The following is a 22142-nucleotide window of genomic DNA, read 5'->3' as shown; positions in this document are numbered from 1 at the left end:
TTGCTACTTTGCAGCATAACTGCGGGATGTTTCACCGGGATGTCGCCCTCAGCGCCTCGCTCAGGCGGAGCTGAAGAGCTCCTGCTCGACGCTCATGATCGCGACCCGCAGTGCGCCCTGCAGCATGGCCTCGCGCCCGAGCGCCGAACCGCGCAACTCCATGGCGGGCGCCCCGGCCGCCTCGAGGGCGGCGCGCAGGCTCGGAATGAGCACGTCGGCGCCGGCCTCGAGACCGCCGCCGAGCACGATGAGCGGCGGGGCGATGGTCCACGCGAACACGGCGAGCAGTTGCGCGAATGGCGCGACGAAGGCGTCGAGCTCGGCGATCGCCTCGGCGTCGCCGCGACGCACGCCCTCGACGATGGCCTCGCCCGCCGCTCGTTCGGCCGGGTCGGGCGAGGTGAGCAGGCCGAACGGATTGTGCTCCATCGCTCGCGTACCCAGGAGGTTCGCCTCGACGATCTCGCCGGCCGCCCCGCGGAAGCCCCGATGGATGCGTCCGTCGATGATGATGCCGGAGCCCGCGCGATTGCCCGCGAGCAGCCACGTGAAGCTCGCGTGGTCGGTCGCCGCGCCGAGCGCGCCCTCGGCGAGCGCCGCGAGGTTCGCGTCGTTGTCGATGATGACGCGCACGCCGGCCGGAAGACTGAGCGCGTCGGCGGCGCGCACACCCGCCCACCGCGGGGCGTTGACGAGGGTGACGACCGTGCCGTCGTCGTCGACGGCGCCTCCCATCGCCACGCCGACCGCCCGGAAGTCCTCGAGCGACCTGCCGGATTCGTCGACCGCGGCGAGCAACGCGGCCCTCGCCTCGGCGAGGGTGAGGTCGGGGTTCGTCGAGTTCGTGAGCTTGCGCCGGGATCGGCCGAGCACGGCGCCACTGAGGTCGGCCACGAGCGCCTCGGTCGAATGGGTGTCGAACTGCACCGCTCCGACGAGGGCGTGCTCGGGCCGGAACGCGTAGAGACGCGGCGGGCGCCCGACGCCCGACGCCGGCCCGGGTTCGATCGGCTCGACCCAGCCCTCGGTGACGAGGTCGGTGAGGATGAGCTCGATCGTGCGACGCGACAGGCCGGTCGTGCGATTCAGCTCGGTCATCGTGACCGGGCCGCTCGCGAGGTACAGCGAGCGGAGGGTCAGCGAGGAGTTCGCCTCGCGCATCGCCGTGGGATCGAACGCTCGCACGCCGCTCCCCCTCTCCCGTATCGCGCGGTCCAGCCTACTGGCGCGCCGCAGCCGGGCGCGTGTGCGCGATCGAGAGCAGGATTCGGGCCTCCCTCTCGCCGGCCGCAGCCCAGCGATGCCGGATGTCGGCCGGATGGCTGATCGCCTCGCCGGCTCCGAGTCGCCAGGAGCCCTCGTTCTCGAGTGTCACCTCGACCTCGCCGTCAATGACGTAGACCGTCATCTCGCCGTCGGACTCGAACCAGCCGCCGAGGTCGGACCCCGGCGCGACGCGGTACTCGACCACCTCGAGCACGTGACCGGCGCCCGCCGAGAGGAGTCGTCCGCTCGCTGCGTCTGGCGCGTCGGAGACGGGGAGCTCTCGCCCCTCCCCCCGGCGCAGCACCGACACGCCGTGCGGCCCGCTCACGGGTGGCATGAGCTCGCTCGGTGGCAATCCGAGCGCATGGGCGAGCCGGTAGAGGCTCGAGAGCGAGGGACTCGTCGCGCCCTTCTCGACCTGGCTGAGAAACGGCTGGCTCATCTCGCTCGAGCGTGCGAGGGCGCGCATCGAGAGCCCCGCCGCCTCACGGGCACGACGGATGGCTCGCCCGACCGCGGCGCTGACGTCGGCTGCGGCATCCGGATCCTGTAACACGGTGTTCACCCGAGGAGCTCGATTCTCGTCCATATTGATAACCAATACCTATCACTCGGGTCCGGCAACGGGCGTGGGGAACAGGACGAAGATATCCGAACACCGAAGGAGACCGGCATGTCAGCTGCATTCCATGTTCCGGCGATCGACATCGCCCCATACATCGCGGGCGGCACCGACGCCGAGCGGGCCCAGGTCGCCCACCAGTTCGACGAGGCGGCCCGCACGGTCGGCTTCATGCAGATCCTCGGTCACGGGATCCCCCTCGAGGCCTGGGCGCGCCTCGGCCGCGCGAGCGACCGCTTCTTCGAGCTGCCGCTCGACGTGAAGAAGCAGTACCAGGCGCCCGCCGGCGTCAACCGCGGCTACAGCCCACCGAAGTCCGAGCGCCTCAGCCTCAGCCTCGGCGTCGAGAAGGCCGAACGCATGAACGACTTCTTCGAGGCCTTCAACCTCGGCGCGACCGCTGCCGACTACGGCCACGTCGAGGTCGATCCCGCGATGTACTCCGAGAACATCTGGCCCGCCGAGAGCGAAACCTTCCAAGAAGATGTCGAGCTCTGGATGTCGCACGCCACCTCGGTCGCGAAGATCATGATGCAGATCTTCGCCGACGCGCTCGGATTGCCGGCCGGGTACTTCGACTCATACACCGACCACTCGCTCGACGTGCTGCGCATGAACAACTACGCGCTGCCCGACGGGGAGCGCGTCGAGCTCGACGGCGACCTCATCGGCATGGGCGAGCACACCGACTTCGGCATCGTGACGCTGCTCTGGGCCGACGACGTGAAAGGGCTCCAGGTGCTCGACGCCGACGGCGGCTGGAACGACGTCTCGCCCTTGCCCGGCGCGCTGCTCGTGAACCTCGGCGACCTCACGGCGCGGTGGACCAACGAGCGCTGGAAGTCGACATTGCACCGCGTGAAGCCGCCCGTGATCGGCGGACGCATCAAGCGACGCCGCTCCGCCGCGTTCTTCTTCGACGGCAACGTCGACGCGGTGATCACGACGCTCCCCGGATGCGTCGCCGAGGGCGAGAAGGAGCTGTACGGTCCGATCACGATCGGCGAGCACATCGAGGCGAAGCTCCGGGGTTCCCGCGGGCTCGTGAACAACACGAGCGACACGGAGCGTGAGGCGGAGCGGGTGCTCGCGAGTCGCTCCTGAACCGACCAAGGGCGACGGCATCTCCGACCCGCGACGGATCCATTCGCCCCCATCTTCGGCCGAGCAGCCATGTTCACGGCGGAGAGACTCCTGAAAACAAGGACGCCGATTCACGGCGAAACGCGTCCTTGTTTTCAGGAGTCACGGGGCGGGTACAGGAGTCACGGGCGTCTCGGCATCGACGCTCGCGTCGATGCCGAGCACTCCCGGAAGGAAATCACCACGAGCAATGACCCGTGATGTGCCGCGGCGCGGACGGCGCGAGAGAGCGCCCGAGCACCGGTGGTCGAGGAGCGCCCGTGGCGCGTATCGAAACCACCGGCGCCCGGGCGCCGCACGTCAGGGCTGGCGCGAGTGCAGCGAGACGATGCGCTGGCGCTCGGTCTCAGCCGACGCACCCTCGACACCGTCGGCCGACACCGTGACTCGCACACTGAGCTCCTTGCCCGCATCGTTCGTCTCGGGCGTGAAACTCTGCTCGGTGGCGCCGGCGATCGGCTCGCCGTTCAGGTACCACTGCCACGCGATCTCGCCGTCGCCCGGATCGATCGTCGCGGTCGCGTGCGCGGGCGACCCGACGCGCGGCCGTTCGACGATCTGGAGGTCGGCGATCACGGCGTGGCGCCGGATCGTGACCGTGTACCGGCTCTCGGTCGAGCCATCCGCCGACGTCACGACGATCGTGGCGACGCCGCCGTTGGCCGTGGTCGGCTGGGTGATCCGCACGCTCGCGGCGGAGTCCACGGCGATCGCATCGACGAGCGGCAGGCGGCCGCCGTCGACGTCGAGCTCGTACGCGGTCGTCGCCGGGTCGAAGCCGTCGATGAGCGCGCCGTCGAGCCGGAGCGCCGCGAGGTCGCTGACGGCCGCGGGCGACTCCGCCGACTCGAACACCTGCACCTCGGAGACGATGAGGTGCGTGTTCGCGTAGGCGTTCATCACGACGCGCACGCCCGTGGCGGTGATCGGCGGGAACTCCGCGACCACGACCGGTGCGCTGCCGTCGGCCGGCGACACGACTGGCTGCGCCGTCTCCCAACCCGGGGCCGGAGCCCACACGCCGTTCGCACCGCGCACCTCGACCTTCATGGTCTGCGCCCAGCTCGTCGTGCCGTCGCGGTAGAAGTGCACCGCGACGCGCTCGACCTGGTGGGCGGCCGCGTACTGGTAGGTCAGCGTGCTCTGGGTCGGCTTGTTGCTCGACACCCAGTTCGACCAGCCCTTGTCGCCGATGTCGCCGTTTCGCGTGCGGTCGACGGGGTAGCCCGACTCGGTCGAGCTCGCCGAGGCCGTCGTGCCGGCATCGGGATTGAAGTTGCGGAGCGTCCCCTCGGTCACGAGCACGGCGAGCTGCGCGGGCAGCTCGGCTCCGTCGGCCGTCGCGACGCCGGCGACGTGCACGACGCCGACCGACGCGAACTGATCGGAGGAAACCCCGGTCCAGTCCCACACCACGGGCACGTCGAAGGCGTTCTCCGAGGCACCCACGCGAGCGGGCACGGTGGCGGGGGCTTCCGACTGCACGCCGCTGAGCGACGCGCCCTCGGCCACGGTGATCGAGACAGGATCGGTGGCCGTGAGCCCGCCGACGTCGACGAGCGCGGTGACCTCGATGGCCTGCCCGAAGATGTCGGTCAGCGTGCCGGGCACCTCGACCCGACCGCTCTCGGCCCACGCCGCGTCATCCGGCAGCTGCCACGTGACGGCGACCGGTGCGCCGGCGCCCCACGAGTAGCGCGGCACGATTGTCTCGGGCAGCACGGGCGGCACCCCCACGAGCGTGCGTGCCGCGACCGTCTGGTCGGCGAGCGGCGCGAGATCGCGCGGCGCCCACGACTGGTTGCCACCGCCGTTCGAGCCGTAGACGCCGACTCCGGCGCCCTCGGCGGTGGACTGGCCGTTCACGTCGAGCGAGAGCGCGAGCTTCTCGTTCACGAGCGTGTAGCGGCGGCCGTCGGTCGTGCTCACGATCCAGCGGGTGGCGGGCTCGAGCGCCGCGGCATCCGGGGCCACCTGGCGGAGGTCGGTGCCAGCGCTCGTGGCGCCGAGCACACGGCCGTCGGATGCCTCGAGCACGACGCGTTTCGTCGCCTCGCGCTCTCCGGCGGCGACCTCGTGCACCGTCCAGACCTGCTTGGCGGCCTTCGCGGCATCCGTCGTCAAACCCGTGATCGACGTGGCCGTCGTGGATCCGGCGGCGGTGAACGCCTTGCCGCTCTGCGTGCCGACGAGCTGGTAGCGGTGCCCGTCGACGAGCGCCGGGGCATCCGCCGCGACGCCTGAGACCCCGTCGATCACGAACGTCGTGACCGACTTGGCCGGTACCGTCACGGTGGCGGTGCGCGCCGTGCGGTCGATCGTGACGGGAGCGCCTTCGACGAGTGCATTGGAGGTCGGGGCATCCGCCGACTCGGCTTGCGTCGTGACGACCGGGGTGACCGTGGCGCCCTCGGCGATGTCACCGAAGCGGGAGAGGTCGATCGTGACCTGGCGCTCGGATGCCGACGTGTTGCGGTGCACGATCGTGGCTCCCGTGCCATCGGCCCGCACGGCCGCGGTGCTCGAGACGTCGTCGATCGCGATCAGGTGGTCGCCCTCCTGAATGAACTTCGTGAAGTTGCGGATCGTGTTGAACTTCGAGTTGATCTCGACGCCGCACGGTGCGACCGCGGCAGAGTTGCCGCCCGCGTCGGCGACGCGGCGAGCGGACTTCCAGACGGTGCCCTCCGCCTCTTCATACGGCTGGCAGTCGAGGTCGATGAAGATCGATCCCCAGTTCAGGTTCTCGCCCTGCGGCTCCATGTTGTAGAGGTCTTCGACCGGCTGCCACAGCACCCAGGCCTTCGGCTCGAGCTCACGCAGGTCGTCCATGATGCGGCCGGCGATGCCGAGGCCGTTCTCGATGTTGACGGGGTTGTAGCCGCTGACCCAGTTGCCCTCGATCTCGCTCATCCACAGGTCGGTGTCGGCTTGCTTCGCGAGGTCGCGCACGACGAGCCGGCCCGAGGTGCCGTAGGTGTGCACGTTCATGCGGTCGACCTTGTCGCGCGTGGCGGCGGGGTAGCCCGCCCAGTTCGTCGCGAAGATGCCCGGGTTCGTCTCGTCCATCGCCGAGAGTCCGGCCTCAGTCGTGGATGCCGCGTCGTCGAGGGCGGCGCGCACGTCGTCGATGAGCGCGACCTGACGGGCCGGCCCCATGTGCATGCCCTCCTGGCGCCCGCCCACGGGCTTGCCGTTGCTCAGCGTCGTGCCCCAGTAGTTGGTGTTCGGCTCGTTGAAGGGATCGAGGGTGTCGACCTCGATCCCGTATTCGTCTTCGATGTGCTCCGTGACGTTCACGAGGTACTTCGCGAACTGCGCCTCGGCGGCGGGCTTCAGCTGTTCGGCAGAGGAGTTGAAGCCACCCGAGACGTAGCCGCTCTCGGTCATGAAGTACGGCGCGGAGTTGGCGAACGTCTCCCAGTGCGTGATCTGACCCTCGGCGGCGAGTCGCTCGACCCACCAGCGCTGCGTCTCGTCGGCCGACCAGTCGTAGGAGGCGGGGTCGTCGGCATCCCAGGCCGCGAGAAGCGCGTTGCGGTCGGCGTACTTCGTGGAGACGCCCCCGTGCGTGCCGGCGTCGCCGTCGGGGTTCGGTGCCCACCAGCCCTCGACCGCGCCGCCCGGACGCAAGTAGTCCTGCACGTCGGAGGCGTTGCCGCCGCCGATGTTGTAGCGCGCGATGTTGAGGTCGAGGCCGTCTTCACCGAAGACCGCCTGGTAGAGCTCCTCGCGCAGCTCTTCGGGGTAGTTGCCCGTGGCGTTCGCGAACCAGACGAGGCTCGTCCCCCAACCCTCGAATGCCTCACCCGCGTACCAGGGATTCGGCGTGATGGTGACGCCGTCCGCGGCGGCGGCTGGCGCGGCCTCGCCGATCGGGGCCGCCAGCAGGGCGCCGGTTGCAAGTGCCGCGCTCGTCAGGAGCGCGGTGAGCCGTCTGCCGTACATCGTCATTGACGTCGTCCTCTTTCGCCATTGGAAGATCGCGCGTGTTCACGTCAACACGCTCGAGTCCCGAGGCTACATGTTGACGTCAACATTGGGAAGAGGATGACGGATGTTTCGGGCTGCACATTCCTCGGCAGTGCAGCTCCGCTCCGCCCGAATGTTCGCTTGGGCTCGAGTGCGAGCGAATGCGTTCCTTTCGTTGTGCGCCGTGTTCGAGGGTCGATACGTTCGCGTCGCGTAGGTCTGGATCGCCCAGGTCAGTGCTGATCGAGGCATCCACGCTCCCTTCAACGTTGAAAGGAATCCCGCATGACCCAGAAATCCAGGTGGAGGCTCGCCACCGCCGCCGCCGCAGGGGCGCTGATCGCCGCGTCGCTCGCAGCGGCGCCGTCGGCGATCGCGCTCGAGACGAGTGACCCGGAGCCCCCCAAGCTCGAGTTCGGTGACGACTCCGTCGACTGGAAGGAGCTCATCGTCGACGGCGACGACGTCGAACGCGCGCCCGACGGGAGCGCCTTCAACGTGTTCGGCGGGTTCGGCTCGGTGTCGTGCAACAACACGTCGCGGCTGCTGCTCGACTACCGCGAGGAGAACCCCGAGGCGTACTGGCGGATCCTGAACATGCTGTTCAACACCGACACCGGTGCGGGGCTGATGCACATCAAGGTCGAGCTCGGCGCCGACGTGAACACGTCGTCGGGCGCGGAGCCCGCGACGAAGCGCAGCGCCGACGAGCCGGCCAACGTGCTGCGCGGCGCCGGCTTCCGGCTGATCGCCGACGCGAAGACGATCAACCCTGACCTCAAGGTCGAGGCGCTGCGGTGGGCCGAGCCCTCGTGGACGGGCAATCAGACCGACGCGCGGTACCAGTGGTACAAGGAGACCATCGACGCCGCGTACGACACCTACGGCGTGAAGTTCGACTACATCAGCCCGTCGCAGAACGAGGTCAACGCCAAGTACATCGCCAGCGAGCTCGCGTGGACGATCGAGGTCGCCAAGCGCCTCGAGGCCGACGCAGCGGCATCCGACGCCCGATACGACTACGGCGACATCGAGATCGTCGCGCTCGACTCCTACCGGAACGGCGAGGGCGTCGCGGGAGCGATCCTCGCGAGCCCCGAGGCCCTCGAGCACGTCGACGCCATCGGCATCCACTACACGATCGGCGGCGGCCCCAACCTGACCCGGCTCAACAAGGAGTTCGGCAAGGAGGTCATCTACTCCGAGGGCGTGGCCCCGATGATCGACCCCGAGTACCGGCTCACCGCACAACCCGAGATGGGCGGCATCGGCGGCACGGTCGGCGCGGTCGACATCGCCGACCGGTTCATCAACGCGTACAAGTGGTCGGGGTCGGGCGCGAACCCCGCGCATATGACCTCGTTCCTCTTCCAGCCGGCGGTCAGCGCCCTGTACGAGGGCTCCTCCTACTCGCCGAAGCACCTCATCCGCGCCTCCGACCCGTGGTCGGGTTACTACGAGGGCGGCGTCGGCATCGTGCTGGTGCGCCACTTCATGCAGTTCATCGACCAGGGCTGGGAGTACATCGAGGGCGCGAGCGGCGGCGACGGCACGTTCGCCGACGGCGGCACCGCCGTCGGGTCGAGCACCCGCACCGTGCTGACGCTGCGCGAGCCACTCGACCCGGCCGCAGCCGACGACCCGGGCCGCGGAGCGCACAAGCCCGACTTCACCCAGGTGCACGCGAACAACACCGCCAAGCCCCGCCACTTCGAGGTCAAGGTCGCCGACCTGGGGGTCACCAAGAACACTCCCCTGCACCTGTGGGAGACGACAGGCCCGGAGTCCGGCGAACCCTACGATGCGGACTGGTTCCAGCAGATCGGCTACATCAAGCCGGTGCGCACCGAGACCGGCGCCGACGGCACGAGCTACGTCGTCTACCGCGTCGAGGTCGCGCCGTACTCGATCCTCACGATCTCGTCGCTCGCCGACGGGCTCACCGACTCGACGACGGCGTACGCGAGCGGCGACTACGCCTCGACCGCCGAGAACAGCCCGCTCGAACTGCCCTACACCGACGACTTCGAGTACGCGGGCTACCCCGCTGAAGACGTCGGCGGCGTGAGCATGTCGTACCTCGAGCGTCGCGGCGGCACGCCCCGCTACACGGCCGACCAGAACGGCGCCTTCGAGGTGGTGGGCTCCGCCGAGGCCGGGCACGACAACGTGCTCCAGCAACGCATCACCGCCGACAACCGGCCCTACACCTGGAACGTCTGGGGCGACGGAAGCCAGAACAAGCTGGCGACCGACGCGCCCGCGACGATCCTCGGCGACCACACGTGGGCGAACTACACCGCGGCCGTCGACGTGAAGTTCGACTCCGAGGTGAAGGATGCCACGCTGGCGAACTTCGCCGGCCTCGGCGTGCGACAGGTGGTGACGCAGGGTTCCGACCTCGCGGCATACGCGGTGCGGGTGTCGCCTGCCGGCGCGTGGGAGCTCCGCAAGCGCGACGCCGTCGTGGCATCCGGCACCATCGCCGACTTCGACGCAGGGGCGTGGCACCGGATCTCGCTCACGGCCGCGGAGAACGCCCTCACGCCGTCGGTCGACGGCACCGAGCTCACGACGTGGACCGACACCTCGGTGAGCCCGGTCATGACGGGCCGCATCTCACTCGTCTCGGGATACTACGAGACGAACTGGGACAACCTCGCGATCACCCCGGTCGACGGGCTCGCGTGGGAGTCCACGAAGCTCGACGACACGGCGTCGCTCGCGTACAACGGGCCGGTCACGTTCCGCCAGGTCGGGTTCGCGCACTACAACCGCACGAACCACGAGCTCGCGGCCGGGGCATCCGTCTCCCTGCCCTTCAGCGGGAGCGGGATCAACCTCTTCGGGGCGACGGCTGCCGCGACGATCGACGTCTCCGTCGACGGGGCGCCGCCGACGCGAGTGACGGTGGGCGCGACCGGCGTGCGACAGACCTCGCACTGGCTGCGCGGCCTCGGGAGCGGCGAGCACACGATCGCGGTCACCGTGGTGAGCGGCACGTTCACGCTCGACGGTGTGGACGTGCTGAAGTGAGGTCGAGCGGATGCCGCGGCGAGCGCCCGCGGCATCCGCTCTCCTTGTTCGGCCCGCTACAGTGACGTCGTGAGCGACTACGAGGTGTTGGAGATGGGCGGCCCCGACGAGTGGCGGGAGCACTATGGCGGCTTCCGCCCCGACACTTCGCGTGACGGTCGACGGGTCGTCGATCATGACCTGACGATGCAGTACATCGGCATGACGGCGAACGCGTATGAGCCGGGCGAGCAAGCAGGCTACTGGCACACGCACGCTCGCATCGAGGAGCTCTACGTGTTCCTCGCCGGGCGTGGGCAGATGGGGCTCGACGACGAGGTCGTCGACGTCGGTCCTGGCACCGTCGTGCGAGTCGGTCAAGGAGTGTGGCGCACATGGCGCTGCGTGCCCGACAGTCCGGAGCAATTGCGGTGGCTGTGCATCCGAGCGGGCGGCTCCGAGCTGCCGCACCTCCCCGACGACAGCCAGCGCGACAACGACCGCCCGTCACCCTGGTGACGGGCTCGGGCCCGGGGCGCTGGCGCGTGAGCGCCACCATCGCGCCGACGCGAGGGCCGCGAGAACCGCTCCCGCCGTGTTCAGCAGGATGTCGTCGACCGAGGACACCCGACCGAGACGCAGCGTGAACTGCAGTACCTCGACGAGCAGCGACGAGCTGGCGACCACGACCGCGACCACACCCGGAACCCGCCTGGCCTCGGCGAGGCGGAACCGGATCGGCAGAACGAATCCGAGTGCGGCGAAGGCCAGGAGATTCCCGATCACCTGCACGACGCTGTCGTCCCCCGTGAGCACAGCCTGAAGGTCGTGCAGTGGGATGAGCTGAAGGCCGCGAGGGCCGGATGTCGGAGTCATGATCATCCATACCCAGGGCGCCGTGCCCACGACGAGGCAGACCTCGGCCACCGTCGCGCGCCAGGCCCACGCCGGCGACCAGCCACGTCTGATTCGACGCCGCACCAGCCAGAGGACCACGAGCGCACCGAGGGGCACGCCGAGCAGGACGGTCGCCGAGATCACGATCCCATAGCGCTCCCACACCGACGACATTCGAACCGCGCTCTCCCTCAGCGTCCGCCGGCGGCGGGACCGGTCCCGAGCGTACAGTCCCAACGCAGACCGGTGGTTGAGTAGCGCCGCGCGCAGCGCGACGCGTATCGAAACCATCCGCCCGGGTTGAAGTGGTTTCGATACACCTGCTTCGCTGGCTACTCAACCACCCTCAGCCCGCGAGCGACGGGATGAACCGATTCCACGCCCGCCGTCGCTCGCGCCGGGGGTCTGATTCGATGCGATCCTCGGCGTCGACGATGAGCGTCGACCTCGTGCGTTCCTCGTAGCGCGGCCACGTCTCGGCCGGGATCCCGTCTTCGGCGAACTGAAGCCAGAACGCGCGCATCCGCTCGCCGGCCGCCGCGTAGGCCTCCTGCCCGCCGAGCGACGTCATGATGCGGGCGAGCGGCTCCTCCGTGCTGTCGAACAGGGTGAACATCTCGATCCCGTGCGTTGCGTTGAGACCGAGGATCTCGAGTAGGCGCGGCGCCACGTCGAACCGGTACGACCAGACGGGCGCGTACCGCGAGTGGAAGTCCGCCACCCGGGTGCTCGGGTACCAGAAGCCGTAGTCACCGCCGAAGTCGGCGCCCGCTCGCAGCCCGGGCAGGCCCGGATAGGCGTCGCGCATCGCCTGTTGCGAGCTGACGGGCGCGCGTTCGAATAACGCGTCGATCCGCTCCGGTGTGCGCGGCAGGATGTCGACGCGGCCGCGGAAGATCGAGCCCTCGCGATCGTTCGTCCCGATGATGAGCGGCACGCGATGCGCACGGCCGTCGCGAAACGCCCGAATCGGCAACTCCGGCAGCAACTCCCCGTCGACGACCGGCGCGAAGCAAAAGGCGCCGGGGTAGGCATCGGGAATGCTCGCTTGCAGGGTGACGGATGCCGCGACCAGGTCGTCGACCGGGGCCTCCGTCAATAACTGCTGCGGCGGGAGCAGTGCGAGCCCGTCGGCTGCCGCGTCGCCGTCGGCTGTCTTCCGCGCGCCGACGACGTCTCGCAGAATGTCGACGTAGTCCTGCGCCCATCGCGAGGTCACCGCTTGCGAATAGACGGCGGTGGGCGGTGGGCTCTGCGCGATCGCGCGAGCGAACAGCCCCCGTGCCGAAGGCGTCGCCATGAGCGTGGTGACGGCATTGCCGCCCGCGGACTCGCCGAACACCGTCACGTTGTCGGGGTCTCCCCCGAAGCCGCTGATGTTGTCCTGCACCCATTGCAGCAGCGCCAGCTGGTCGCGCAATCCGAGATTGCTCACGAACGAGCGCTCCGCGCTCGAGTAGGCGGTGAAGTCGAGGTAGCCGAGCGCCCCGAGCCGATAGTTGAAGCTCACGAACACGATCCGTCCACTCTGCACGAACCCCTCGCCCTGTCCCGAGAAGTCGCGCGACGACCCCGCGCTGTAGCCGCCGCCATGGATGAAGACCAGCACGGGCAGCAGCGTGGAATCACCCGCGTCGCGGATCGGCGCCCGCACGTTGACGGTGAGGCAGTCCTCGTCGCTCGGGACCACGGCCGAAGGTGGACGGATGAGCCGATACGAGAACGGCTGCGGCGCGATCGGGCCGAACTCGGACGCATCGAGGACACCCTCCCAGGGCACGACCGGGGCCGGGGCCGCGAATCGCAATTCCCCCACGGGCGGAGCCGCATACGGAATGCCGCGCCAGGCGAGCAGGCCGTCTTCGAGTACGCCGCGAACCATTCCCCCAGTGACGTAAACGTCGAGCTCTTCGTCGAGCGAGCGGTTCGGTGCGATGACTTCCGCACCCTTGTCCACTCGCCCATTGCAGCACGGGTTGCCGGTTGCACGACAGGGCTTGCATATTCAGGCAAGTCGCGAAACATGTATGGAGGCGGATGTCGATTCCGCCATCCCGCGCACGCGAAGGAGCAGCTCATGGGAATCATCGCCGTCGACCTCTTCATCACCCTCGACGGGGTATATCAGGCGCCAGGCGCCCCCGACGAGGATCGCGAGGGCGGCTTCGAGTTCGGCGGCTGGCAGGGCGCCTACTTCGACGACGAGTCGGGAGAGTCGATCGGCGCCGGCATCGATCGCCTCCAGGCGCTGCTGCTCGGTCGCAAGACCTACGACATCTTCTCCGGCTTCTGGCCGAACGCAGACGACCCGATCGCCGAGAAGTTCAACGCGGTGCCCAAGTTCGTGGCGTCGCGCACGCTGACCGACCCGAGCTGGGCCGGAACGACGGTGGTGACGGATGTCGCGACCGAGGTGGCTGCGCTCCGAGACCGCTTCGACGAGGTCCACACCTTCGGCAGCGGCGACCTCGTGCAGACCCTGCTGAGGGAGCACCTCGTCGACCGGCTGAACCTCTGGGTCTACCCGATCACCTTCGGCACCGGCAAGCGACTCTGGACCGACGGCCTCGTTCCGTCGGCCTTCACGCTCGTCGAGCCGCCCAAGGTCTTCCCGAAGGGTGCGATCTCACTCGTGTACGAGCCCGCGGGCGAGCCCGTCACCGGAATCGACATCTCCAAGCTCGAGGCGGAGCGCGAGTAGGCCGGAACATCAGGGGATGCCGCGTCGCGTTCTTGTGGGCGAGGCATCCGCAGCCGTACCGTCGACCCATGGACGATCGAGCGCGCGGACGCGAGGTACTCGATGAGATCGCGCGCGACATCCTGTCGAAGCCGGATACCGCGATGAGCCGGATGTTCAACTCGGAGGGCCTCTCGGTGCGCGGCAAGATCTTCGCCTTCGCCTCGAAGTCCGGCGACCTCGTCGTGAAGCTGCCCGTCGAGCGCATCGAGGCGCTCGGGCTCGACAACATGATGATGGCGGGCAGCCCGAGGCGCGAGTGGGCGGTCGTCCCGCTCGCCGACGGCGTCGATCGGTGGCGCACGATCACCGACGAGGCGTACGCCTACGTCGACTCGATCACGCCGTAGCGATCCGAAGGAGACCCCAATGCCCCTCGCCGACTTCCCCCGCCACCAGCTGACGTTCGGCCCGAGCCCGGTGCACCCGGTCGACCGACTGAGCGCTCACCTCGGCGGCGCCCGCGTCTGGATGAAGCGGGAGGATGTCTCGAGCGGTCTCGCCTTCGGCGGCAACAAGACCCGCAAGCTCGAGTACCTCGTGCCCGATGCGCTTGCCAAGGGCGCCGATACCCTCGTGTCGATCGGCGGCGTTCAGTCGAACCACACCCGCCAGGTCGCGGCGGTCGCCGCGCATCTCGGCCTGAAGTGCGTGCTCGTGCAGGAGCACTGGGTCGACTGGCCGGATGCCGTCAACGACCGCGTCGGCAACATCCTGCTGTCGCGCCTCATGGGCGCCGACGTGCGGCTCTCCCCCGCCGGGTTCGGCATCGGGTTCAAGGAGTCGTGGCGCCAGGCGATCTCGGATGTCGAGGAATCGGGCGGCACTCCGTACCCGATCCCCGCCGGCGCATCCGATCACCGGCTCGGCGGTCTCGGGTTTGCGAACTGGGCGCACGAGGTGGCGGCGCAGGAGCGCGAACTCGGGGTGTTCTTCGACACGATCGTCGTGTGCTCGGTGACCGGATCGACGCACGCCGGCATGATCGCGGGCTTCGCCGACCTCGAGCAGAACTTCGGCGGCCGGCCGCGGCGCGTGCTCGGCATCGACGCGTCGGCGAAGATCGACGAGACCCGCGACCAGGTGGCCCGCATCGCGCGCAACACCGCGAAGCTCATCGACGTCGGCCGCGACCTGCGCGACGACGAGATCACCGTGCTCGGGGGCTGGGCGGGCGACGAGTACGGCATCCCGGTCGAGTCGACCGACGAGGCGATGCGCCTCACGGGGCGGCTCGAGGGCGTCATCCTCGACCCGGTGTACGAAGGCAAGTCGATGGCCGGGCTCATCGACCTGGTGTCGAGCGGCAAGATCTCGAAGGACTCGAACGTGCTCTACGCCCACCTCGGCGGCCAGCCCGCGATCAACGCGTACAGCGGGCGGTACCACTGAGGCGTCGCGCGGAGCAGTGGGCCGGACGACTCACATGCGCAGCAGCCCGCGCAGCGTCTGGATCGTGTCGGCCTCCTCGGGGCGCTTGTCGTCGCGATACCGCTTGACGCGCGCGAAGCGAAGCGCAATGCCTCCCGGGTAGCGGGTCGAGGCCTGCACGCCGTCGATCGCGATCTCGACGACGGTGGTGGGCTCGACCCACACGGTGTTCTCGGTGCGGCGCTGCTCGATCTGCGGGAAGTACTCGGTCTGCCACTTGAGCAATGCGTCGGTGAGGCCCTTGAACGTCTTGCCCACCATCACGTAGCCGCCGGGCTCTCCGAACTCGCCGGTCGGGTCGAGCGCGCCGAGGTGCAGGTTCGAGAGCCAGCCGGTGCGCCGCCCCGAACCCCACTCGCACGCGAGCACGACGAGATCGTAGGTGTGCACGGGTTTCACCTTGATCCAGCTCGAACCGCGCCGGCCCGCGGCATACGTCGACCCGATCGCCTTGACGACGACGCCCTCCTGCCCAGCAGCGAGGGCCTCGCGCGAGACCCGCTCGGCGACCTCGGGGTCGGTGGTCACCTCGCCGGGAATGCGATATGCGGCTGCGATGCGCTCGAGCTCGGCGAGGCGCGTCGCGAGCGGCTCGTCGAGCAGGTCGCGGCCGTCGACGTGCAGCACGTCGAAGAACCACGGATGCAGCAGGGTCGCCCGCGCGGCATCCGCTCCGAATCGCGACATCGTCTCTTGGAACGGCCGGGGCACGCCATCTTCGTCGAGCGAGAGGGTCTCGCCGTCGAGGATCACGTCGTGCACAGGCAGGCCCCGCACCACCTCGACGACCTCGGGCAATCGGTGGGTCACGTCGGCAAGGTTGCGGGTGAAGATGCGCACGTCGTCGCCCACACGATGCGCCTGGATGCGCGCGCCGTCGAGCTTGTATTCGACGGATGCCTCGCCGGTGGTCTCGAGCGCCGCCGCCGCGCTCGACGCGGTGGCCGCGAGCATCGGCAGCACGGGCCTGCCCACGACGAGCCCGACCGCCTCGAGTTCGGCCTCGGTGGCCGTGAGCGCGAGCCGGGCGGTCTCACCGAGGTCGCCGGAAAGCGTCGCCGCGCGCCGCACGACGGGGCCGGGTCGATCGGCCGCCCGCGCGATCGCATCGGTGAGCACCCCTTCGAGGGCGCCGGTTCGCATCTCACCGAGGAGCACGCGAGCGATGAAGCCCTGCTCGCGCTCGGTGGCCCGCGCCGTGAGTTCGCGGAGCTCGTGACTGCGGCCGCCCGCCGACCCGGCACCGGAGGTCGCGGCGAGCCGATCGAGCATCGCGTCGAGCTCGGCGACGGTGACGGTCGCTGCATCCGCTGGCTGCCCCATCGCGGCGCCGACCGAGCGCCAGCCGACTCCCACGCGCCCCTGGCGCGGCTTGCCGACGAGGAATCCAATGGCGGGCGCGATCTCATCTGGCTCGAGCCGGCGCAGCAGCTCGGCCAGCGCGTCGACCTTCGCGAGTCGCGACCGGGTCGACGCGACGGCGTCGGCAGTCACCACGAGCTCGTCGAGCAGCACGGGGCCAGTCTGCCACCGGCATCCGACATGCGGGACTTCCGGGCCGACGGCATGCGACGGCCCCGAGCGGGATTCCGCTCGGGGCCGTCGCTGCTCGCTGCTACTTCACCGTGCAGGCGTCGCCGTTCACGCTGAACGCGGCCGGTTCGGTGTTCCCACCCCCGTTCACCCTGCCGTTGAACCCGAGCTCGACGGTCTCACCGGGCTGGATCGTGCCGTTCCACGGCAGGTTGTTCGCCGTGACCGCAGCGCCGTTCTGCTGCCACCACGCGTCGTGGCCGTTGCGCAGCGTCTGCTTCTCGGCGAACTCGAACCCGAGCTCCCACGCGGTGTACTGCGCGTCACCCGTGTTCGTGATCGTGAGGTCGGCCGAGAAGGCCTTCTTCGAGTCCCCCTCCAGGGTGTAGCTCACCTCGCAGCTCGGATGCGGCTTCTCGCTGAGCGACAGGAAGGTGATCGAGTACGCCGGGAAGTCGTAGCTGAACTCGTTCCCGCCTCCCGACCACTCGCGATCGACGGGAACGAGGTTCTCGGGATCGGCCTTCGTGTTCATGTCACCGGGCGCACCGACCATCTCGGTCACGCCCACCTCGTCGGCGATCTCGAGGCTGCCCGCGACCGACACCTGGGTGCGCGCCGTCGAACCCGTCGGGTTCACGACCTTGAGCCGGAGCTCGCCGGTCTCGGCATCGCGCGTGACCACCTGGTAGAGGCCCTTCGCTGCCGGCTCGGTGTAGCTGAGCTGCAGCACCCCGTCGAGGTAGAGCTCGATCGTCGAGCCGTTCACCACGATCTTCACGTGGTAGTCACGCCCGGTCTCGACGCCCTTGCCCTCCAGCGCCGCGACCTCGCCGGCCGAGCCGCCGGCAGCGTGCTGCAACACCGAGCGGGTGTTGTTCCAGCCGCCGAGGTTCCACCAGTAGAAGTCGTTCGGACCGCCGGCTGCGAAGCCGATGAGGAAGCCCTCCGCACCCGACGTCTTGCGAGCGTCGAGTTCGAGCGTGTAGTTCGACCAGTCCCGCGCGTACGCGTCGGGGCTGAGCGAACGGGCATCCGTCGTCGTGGCCGACGACTGCACGTACTCGCCGCCCGTGACCGCCCACGATCCGGCGACCGGGGCCCACGGGTCAGCCGTGCCGTCGAACGACTCGGTGTAGAGCTCGTCGCCCGTCGTGTTGTCGGTCACCCGCACGTCGTCGTAGGCCGCGCTCGTGTTCCACGTCGACAGGAAGACCCCGCCGTCGAGGTCGGATGCGGCATCCGCTTCGGTGTGGGTCGACGGAACCACCTCGTCGCCGACGTTCGTCATGAACATCTGCTGGGTGTAGTAGTTCACCGAGCCCCACGACTCGTCGTTGTCGAACCACATCATGTCGGGCGCCCACTGCACGTGGTCCTCGTTCGCGAACATCGGCGCGTAGGAGGCGAGCTCCACGACGTCGGAGTTGCGCTCGAGGCCGGTCATGTAGGCCGCCTCCGAGAGGGCGTTCGCGAAGGTGTTGCCGCGCGACGCGTACTCGCCGAGGAACACGTGCGGACCCTCGCGGTCGTACGAGTCGTACCGCTCGGAGTTCTGCAGGAACCATGACGGGTCGTTGTAGTAGTGCTCATCGACCATGTCGACGCCCTGCTCCCGGTTGAACTGCCACAGCTCGTCGAAGCGCGCCCCCGTGTCATCCGGCCCGGAGTTCGAGATGATCGTGACATCCGGCCAGGCGGCAGCGACCGCGTCGCGGAACTGCGGGAAGTTCGCCTGGAAGGTGTCGGTGTTCTCCTCGTTGCCGAGCCCGATGTAGCGCAGGTCGAAGGGTTCCGGATGTCCCAGTTCGGCGCGCTTCGCGCCCCACTCGGTCGTCACGTCGCCCTTCGCGAACTCGATGAGGTCGACCGTGTCCTGCACCCAGCGATCGATGCGCGCCTGGTCGGTCATCTCGGGGATCGTGCTGCCGCAGCCGTTGGCGCCGACCGACACCACAGGCAGCGGCGTCGCGTCGAGGTCTTCGGCCCACTTCAGGTACTCGAGGTAGCCGAGGCCGTACGACTGGTTGTAGCCCCAGAAGTTCCAGTTGGTCGGGCGTTCCTCGACGGGGCCGATGGTCTCCTTCCACTGGTACGTGCGACGGCGGTCCTGGCCGTCGGACTCGAGGTACGTGTTGAACGTGCCGACGTTCGTGACGCAACCGCCGGGGAAGCGCAGGAACGACGGATCGAGCTCGGCGACCTTCTCGGCGAGGTCCTTGCGCAGCACGCTCGGTCCGTTCACCGGCCCGACCCAGGTGTCGACCGGGAAGAGGGAGACCATGTCGAGCTGCAGCGAACCCGCGGCACCGCCGAGCAGCACGAGGCGCCCGGCATCCGTCGTCGCGTTCGACGTGAGACGCACCTCGACCTTGCGCCAGGTGTCGTCGCCGGCCACCTCGACCGTGCCGAGCGCGAACTGCTCGGTGCCGGCCGTGTTCTCGACCGCGACCGTGAGCTGCTGTGCCGTCGCCGACCGCGCCCACACCGAGAAGTCGTAACTCTCGCCCTCCTCGAGCGCGAAGCCCCGGTTGAACCCGATGTTCCGCACGCCGACGCCCGCGCCGTTCGCCTGGATGGTGAGCGACGCGCGGTTCGAGTCGTTCAGCCAGCGCGCACGGTCGGCGCCCACCGCGATGGAGCCGGTGGCGCCCCGCTCTACCTTCTCCCACGCCGTCAGCCCGTTGAACGCCCGGTTGTCGGCGGTGTTGAACTCGAAGGAGCGGTTGCGCACGAGCTCGGCGTAGATTCCGCCGTCGGCCGCGTAGTTGATGTCCTCGTAGAAGATGCCGTAGAGGTCATCGCTCATCTCGGTGCGGGGCGCGTCGGTGTCGATCTCGATCGTGTGATCGGTGATCTCGACCGGCACGATCGTGAGCCGTGCGGCATCCGACTCGTCGCCGATGACGAGCGCGCCGCCGTCGCCGAGCACGATGAAGCGGCCGTCGACCGTGTGCAGGGCTGCCTTGCTCCCGCCGACGTCCGTCAGACGGAATTCGGTCGCCTCCGCGCCGTCAGCGCCGAGGGCGAGCCGGTCGCCGTCGACGATGAGCGGGCGATCGCTCGCCGAGTCGCGGATCACCACGGGACGAGCAGCGGATGCCTCGCCGCCCGCGTCACCCTCGACCTCGGTCGCCGTCAGCGCGAGCTGCTCGAGCGGCCGCGTGTCGTCGAGTCGGAGCGCGCCGCCGTCACCGGCGGTGAGGTGGCGGGTGTCGCCGGATCCCTCGAACGTGAACATGCCCTCGGGCACGATGTCGGCACCCTCGGGCGCCACGAGCGCGAAGTAGTCGAACGTCACCTCGTGGCTCGGCGCGGAACCGGCGGCCAGCGCATAGAGGCCGATTCGCGCGGCGTCGAAGCCCACGGTCGCGCGTGCGGCCTCGGCCCACTCGTGGCCCGTCCAGTAGCTCGTCACGACCACGTCGCCGGTGCGCTGCACCCGCAGGTACTCGTGCGTCGATCCGGGTCGGGCCGTGAAGGTCGAGCTGTAGACCGCGCCCTGCTCGACGCCGTTCTCGATGATGGTGGGGCCACCCGGCGCGAAGCTCACGTTGGTGAGGCCCGCGCGCACGTAGTTGTCGAAGTCCTTCATGACGAGAATTCCCGCGCCCTGGAAGTCGCGGCTGACCGCGCCGGTCACCGAGGTGAACGCGGTGAAGTCGCCGGCGGGCACGTCGACCAGGAACACGTTCTTGGCCGTGTTGTCGCCCTGGTAGGTGTCGCCGCGCTGCGAGTGCACGGTGAGCGCGCCGGGGTTCTCGGTGAGCGACCACGTGTCGGGCACCTCGCCCTCGATCGCCCATCGACCGTCGAGCGTCTCGCCGTCGAACTCGTCGACCCATGCGTCGGCGGGAAGCTCGGGAGCCGCCGCCGTCTCCACCGTGATCGTCGCGGTTCCCTCTGCGCCGCTCACCGCGCGTGCGGTGATCGTCGCGCTGCCGTCGGCGATCGCGGTCACGACGCCTGCGGCGTCGACGGTGGCCACGGACTCATCGCTCGAGCTCCAGGTGACGCTGCGGTCTTCCGCGGTCACCGGGGTGACGGATGCCTCGAAGGCGGCCGTCCCGCCCGGTGACAGCGTCGCCGAATCCGGGGTCAAGGTCACGCCGTCGACGAGCGCGTCGGGCTGGTAGGTCTCGAGGAGCCGCTGGTACTCGCTCGCCGTCACCGGAAGCACCGTGCCGTGGCGCGGGCTCTCGGGGAGTTCGGCGTCGGGCACCGCGGTCCACGCGCCGCTCGCGAGATCGGAGCTCTCGAAGAGCATGTAGCCCTCGCCGCCGTGGTACGACGGCTGGTCCTGCAGCAGGTACCACGAGTCATCCGTGTTCGACTTGAAGACCGAAGGTCCCTCACCGTTGGTGAAGGTGCCACCCCAGGGGTTCGGCTGGCCGACGCCGATGTGCTCGGCGATGAGCCCCCAGCCGTCGCCGTCGACGACGCCCTGGGTTCGGCGCAGCTCGGTCGACTGCTCTTCGCGCACCGTGAAGTCCGACTCGTCCTTCGTGAAGCGGTAGTAGACGCCGTTCTCGAGGGCGACGGTCGAGTCGATCATGCCGCGGCCTGCGCCCTGCGGTTCGTCGATCCAGACCTGCGGCTCCGAGAAGGTGACGAAGTCGCGGGTGGTCGCGTACATCATGCGCTGGTAGCTCGTGCCGATGTCGCGCTGGTCTGCGGGAACATTCTCGGGGTAGAGCGCCGAGGCCCAGTACACGATGTACTCCTCGTTCGCCTCGTCCCAGTAGGCCTCGGGAGCCCACGTGTTGCCCGCGGTCTCGGGCGACACGACGATCTCGCGCTGCTCCGACCAGTTCACGAGGTCGTCGGACTCCCACACCATGATCGAGCGGCTGCCGGTCTCCTGGGCGGTGCCGAAATCGCCACCGCCGTAGATCTTCAGGTCGGTCGCGAGCAGGAAGAATCGGTCGCCTTCGGGCGAGCGGATGACGAACGGGTCGCGCAGGCCCTGCTCGCCGAGGGTCGAGGCGAGCACGGACTCGCCGTCGTTGAGGCTCATCCATTCCTCGGGGTCGTTGCCGACGCTCGCGGCGAAGGAGATCTCCTCGCCGTCGGGGGTGGACTCACCGACGAAGTGCGGGAAGAAGTAGGCGGCGAGCGGCTCGTCGAGGGGCGCCGGGGTCACCGTCGCGACGTAGTCGTGCGTCGCGGTCGAGTCGCCGAAGGTCGCGGTCACCTGCAGCGTGACGGTGGCGGGATCGGACCCGTTGGCCGGGCGCTCGACGAGTCCGTCGGCGGAGATGACGGCCGGGTCGCTCGAGATCCAAGCGAGCGAGGAGCCGCCGGATCCGGTCGCGGGAAGGGTGATGTTGCCGCGCACGTCGTCGAGGTTGGGGATACTCACGCCCGCCGCGTCGCTCGCTGCGACGTCAGCCGGTGCGGTGACGGCGGTCGCGACGATCGGCATCGCGACGGCGGCGGCCGGCGCGATGATGGCGAGCGTGAGGGCGGCGCACAGTGCGACGCCCGACTGCCTGCTCATCCGTCGTCGCCGGTCTGGCTGTT

General features: G+C 69.3%; 13 protein-coding genes. 6 read left to right on the top strand and 7 right to left on the bottom strand.

What is annotated here, in order from left to right; translation table 11 throughout:
• Window positions 1–60: 60 nt before the first annotated feature.
• Both ESP51_RS01945 and ESP51_RS01940 read right to left on the bottom strand, forming a co-directional pair.
• A complete protein-coding gene (locus tag ESP51_RS01945; RefSeq protein WP_129519193.1) occupies window positions 61–1185 on the bottom strand; it encodes an ROK family transcriptional regulator in 1125 nt (374 codons plus the stop codon).
• 34 nt (window positions 1186–1219) lie between these two features.
• Window positions 1220–1831 carry a helix-turn-helix domain-containing protein gene (locus tag ESP51_RS01940; protein ID WP_164990355.1) on the bottom strand — a complete coding sequence of 204 codons (612 nt, stop codon included), beginning with the start codon at window positions 1829–1831 and terminating at the stop codon, window positions 1220–1222.
• Window positions 1832–1939: 108 nt separating this feature from the next.
• On the opposite strand from ESP51_RS01940, the gene ESP51_RS01935 reads away from it, so the two are divergent.
• Window positions 1940–2992: an isopenicillin N synthase family dioxygenase gene (locus tag ESP51_RS01935; protein WP_129519191.1), complete on the top strand. Its 1053-nt coding sequence runs from the start codon at window positions 1940–1942 to the stop codon at window positions 2990–2992.
• Window positions 2993–3331: 339 nt separating this feature from the next.
• Here the strand turns inward: ESP51_RS01935 and ESP51_RS01930 are convergent, their stop codons facing one another.
• Window positions 3332–6985 carry an RICIN domain-containing protein gene (locus tag ESP51_RS01930; RefSeq protein ID WP_129519190.1) on the bottom strand — a complete coding sequence of 1218 codons (3654 nt, stop codon included), beginning with the start codon at window positions 6983–6985 and terminating at the stop codon, window positions 3332–3334.
• 303 nt (window positions 6986–7288) lie between these two features.
• Here ESP51_RS01930 and ESP51_RS01925 point away from each other — a divergent pair, with 303 nt between their 5' ends.
• Together ESP51_RS01925 and ESP51_RS01920 are read left to right on the top strand one after the other, a co-directional pair.
• Window positions 7289–10039 (top strand): hypothetical protein, encoded by a 2751-nt coding sequence (locus ESP51_RS01925; RefSeq protein WP_129519189.1) that lies wholly within the window; start codon window positions 7289–7291, stop codon window positions 10037–10039.
• A 69-nt stretch (window positions 10040–10108) separates the two neighbouring features.
• Window positions 10109–10537: a cupin domain-containing protein gene (locus ESP51_RS01920; RefSeq protein ID WP_129519188.1), complete on the top strand. Its 429-nt coding sequence runs from the start codon at window positions 10109–10111 to the stop codon at window positions 10535–10537.
• On the opposite strand, the gene ESP51_RS01915 is transcribed toward ESP51_RS01920, so the two are convergent.
• Both ESP51_RS01915 and ESP51_RS01910 read right to left on the bottom strand, forming a co-directional pair.
• Window positions 10526–11089, bottom strand: a complete 564-nt coding sequence (locus tag ESP51_RS01915; RefSeq protein WP_129519187.1) for a VanZ family protein — start codon at window positions 11087–11089, stop codon at window positions 10526–10528. The genes ESP51_RS01920 and ESP51_RS01915 overlap by 12 nt on opposite strands.
• 172 nt (window positions 11090–11261) lie before the next feature.
• A complete protein-coding gene (locus ESP51_RS01910; protein ID WP_206737160.1) occupies window positions 11262–12872 on the bottom strand; it encodes a carboxylesterase/lipase family protein in 1611 nt (536 codons plus the stop codon).
• 120 nt (window positions 12873–12992) lie between these two features.
• Here ESP51_RS01910 and ESP51_RS01905 point away from each other — a divergent pair, with 120 nt between their 5' ends.
• From ESP51_RS01905 to ESP51_RS01895, 3 genes are all read left to right on the top strand, one after another.
• The gene (locus ESP51_RS01905; protein ID WP_129519186.1) at window positions 12993–13616 is read left to right on the top strand and encodes a dihydrofolate reductase family protein; all 624 of its coding nucleotides are present in this window, start codon (window positions 12993–12995) and stop codon (window positions 13614–13616) included.
• A gap of 68 nt (window positions 13617–13684) precedes the next feature.
• Window positions 13685–14005, top strand: a complete 321-nt coding sequence (locus ESP51_RS01900) for an MmcQ/YjbR family DNA-binding protein (RefSeq protein WP_129519185.1) — start codon at window positions 13685–13687, stop codon at window positions 14003–14005.
• Window positions 14006–14024: 19 nt separating this feature from the next.
• Window positions 14025–15047 (top strand): 1-aminocyclopropane-1-carboxylate deaminase, encoded by a 1023-nt coding sequence (locus ESP51_RS01895; protein ID WP_129519184.1) that lies wholly within the window; start codon window positions 14025–14027, stop codon window positions 15045–15047.
• Window positions 15048–15077: 30 nt separating this feature from the next.
• Here ESP51_RS01895 and ESP51_RS01890 read toward each other — a convergent pair whose 3' ends face one another.
• Entirely contained in the window at window positions 15078–16601 is a 1524-nt protein-coding gene (locus ESP51_RS01890; RefSeq protein ID WP_129519183.1) for an ATP-dependent DNA ligase, read from the bottom strand.
• Between the two features lie 100 nt (window positions 16602–16701).
• Window positions 16702–22119, bottom strand: coding sequence for an alpha-L-arabinofuranosidase C-terminal domain-containing protein (locus tag ESP51_RS01885; protein ID WP_164990354.1), 5418 nt, complete (start codon window positions 22117–22119; stop codon window positions 16702–16704).
• Window positions 22120–22142 lie beyond the last annotated feature (23 nt).

The organism is Agromyces albus, from assembly GCF_004134825.1.
In the GTDB taxonomy this organism is placed as follows: domain Bacteria; phylum Actinomycetota; class Actinomycetes; order Actinomycetales; family Microbacteriaceae; genus Agromyces; species Agromyces albus.
The sequence above is the reverse complement of the archived record's forward strand: the minus strand, read 5'-3'. Positions and strand labels throughout refer to the sequence as shown.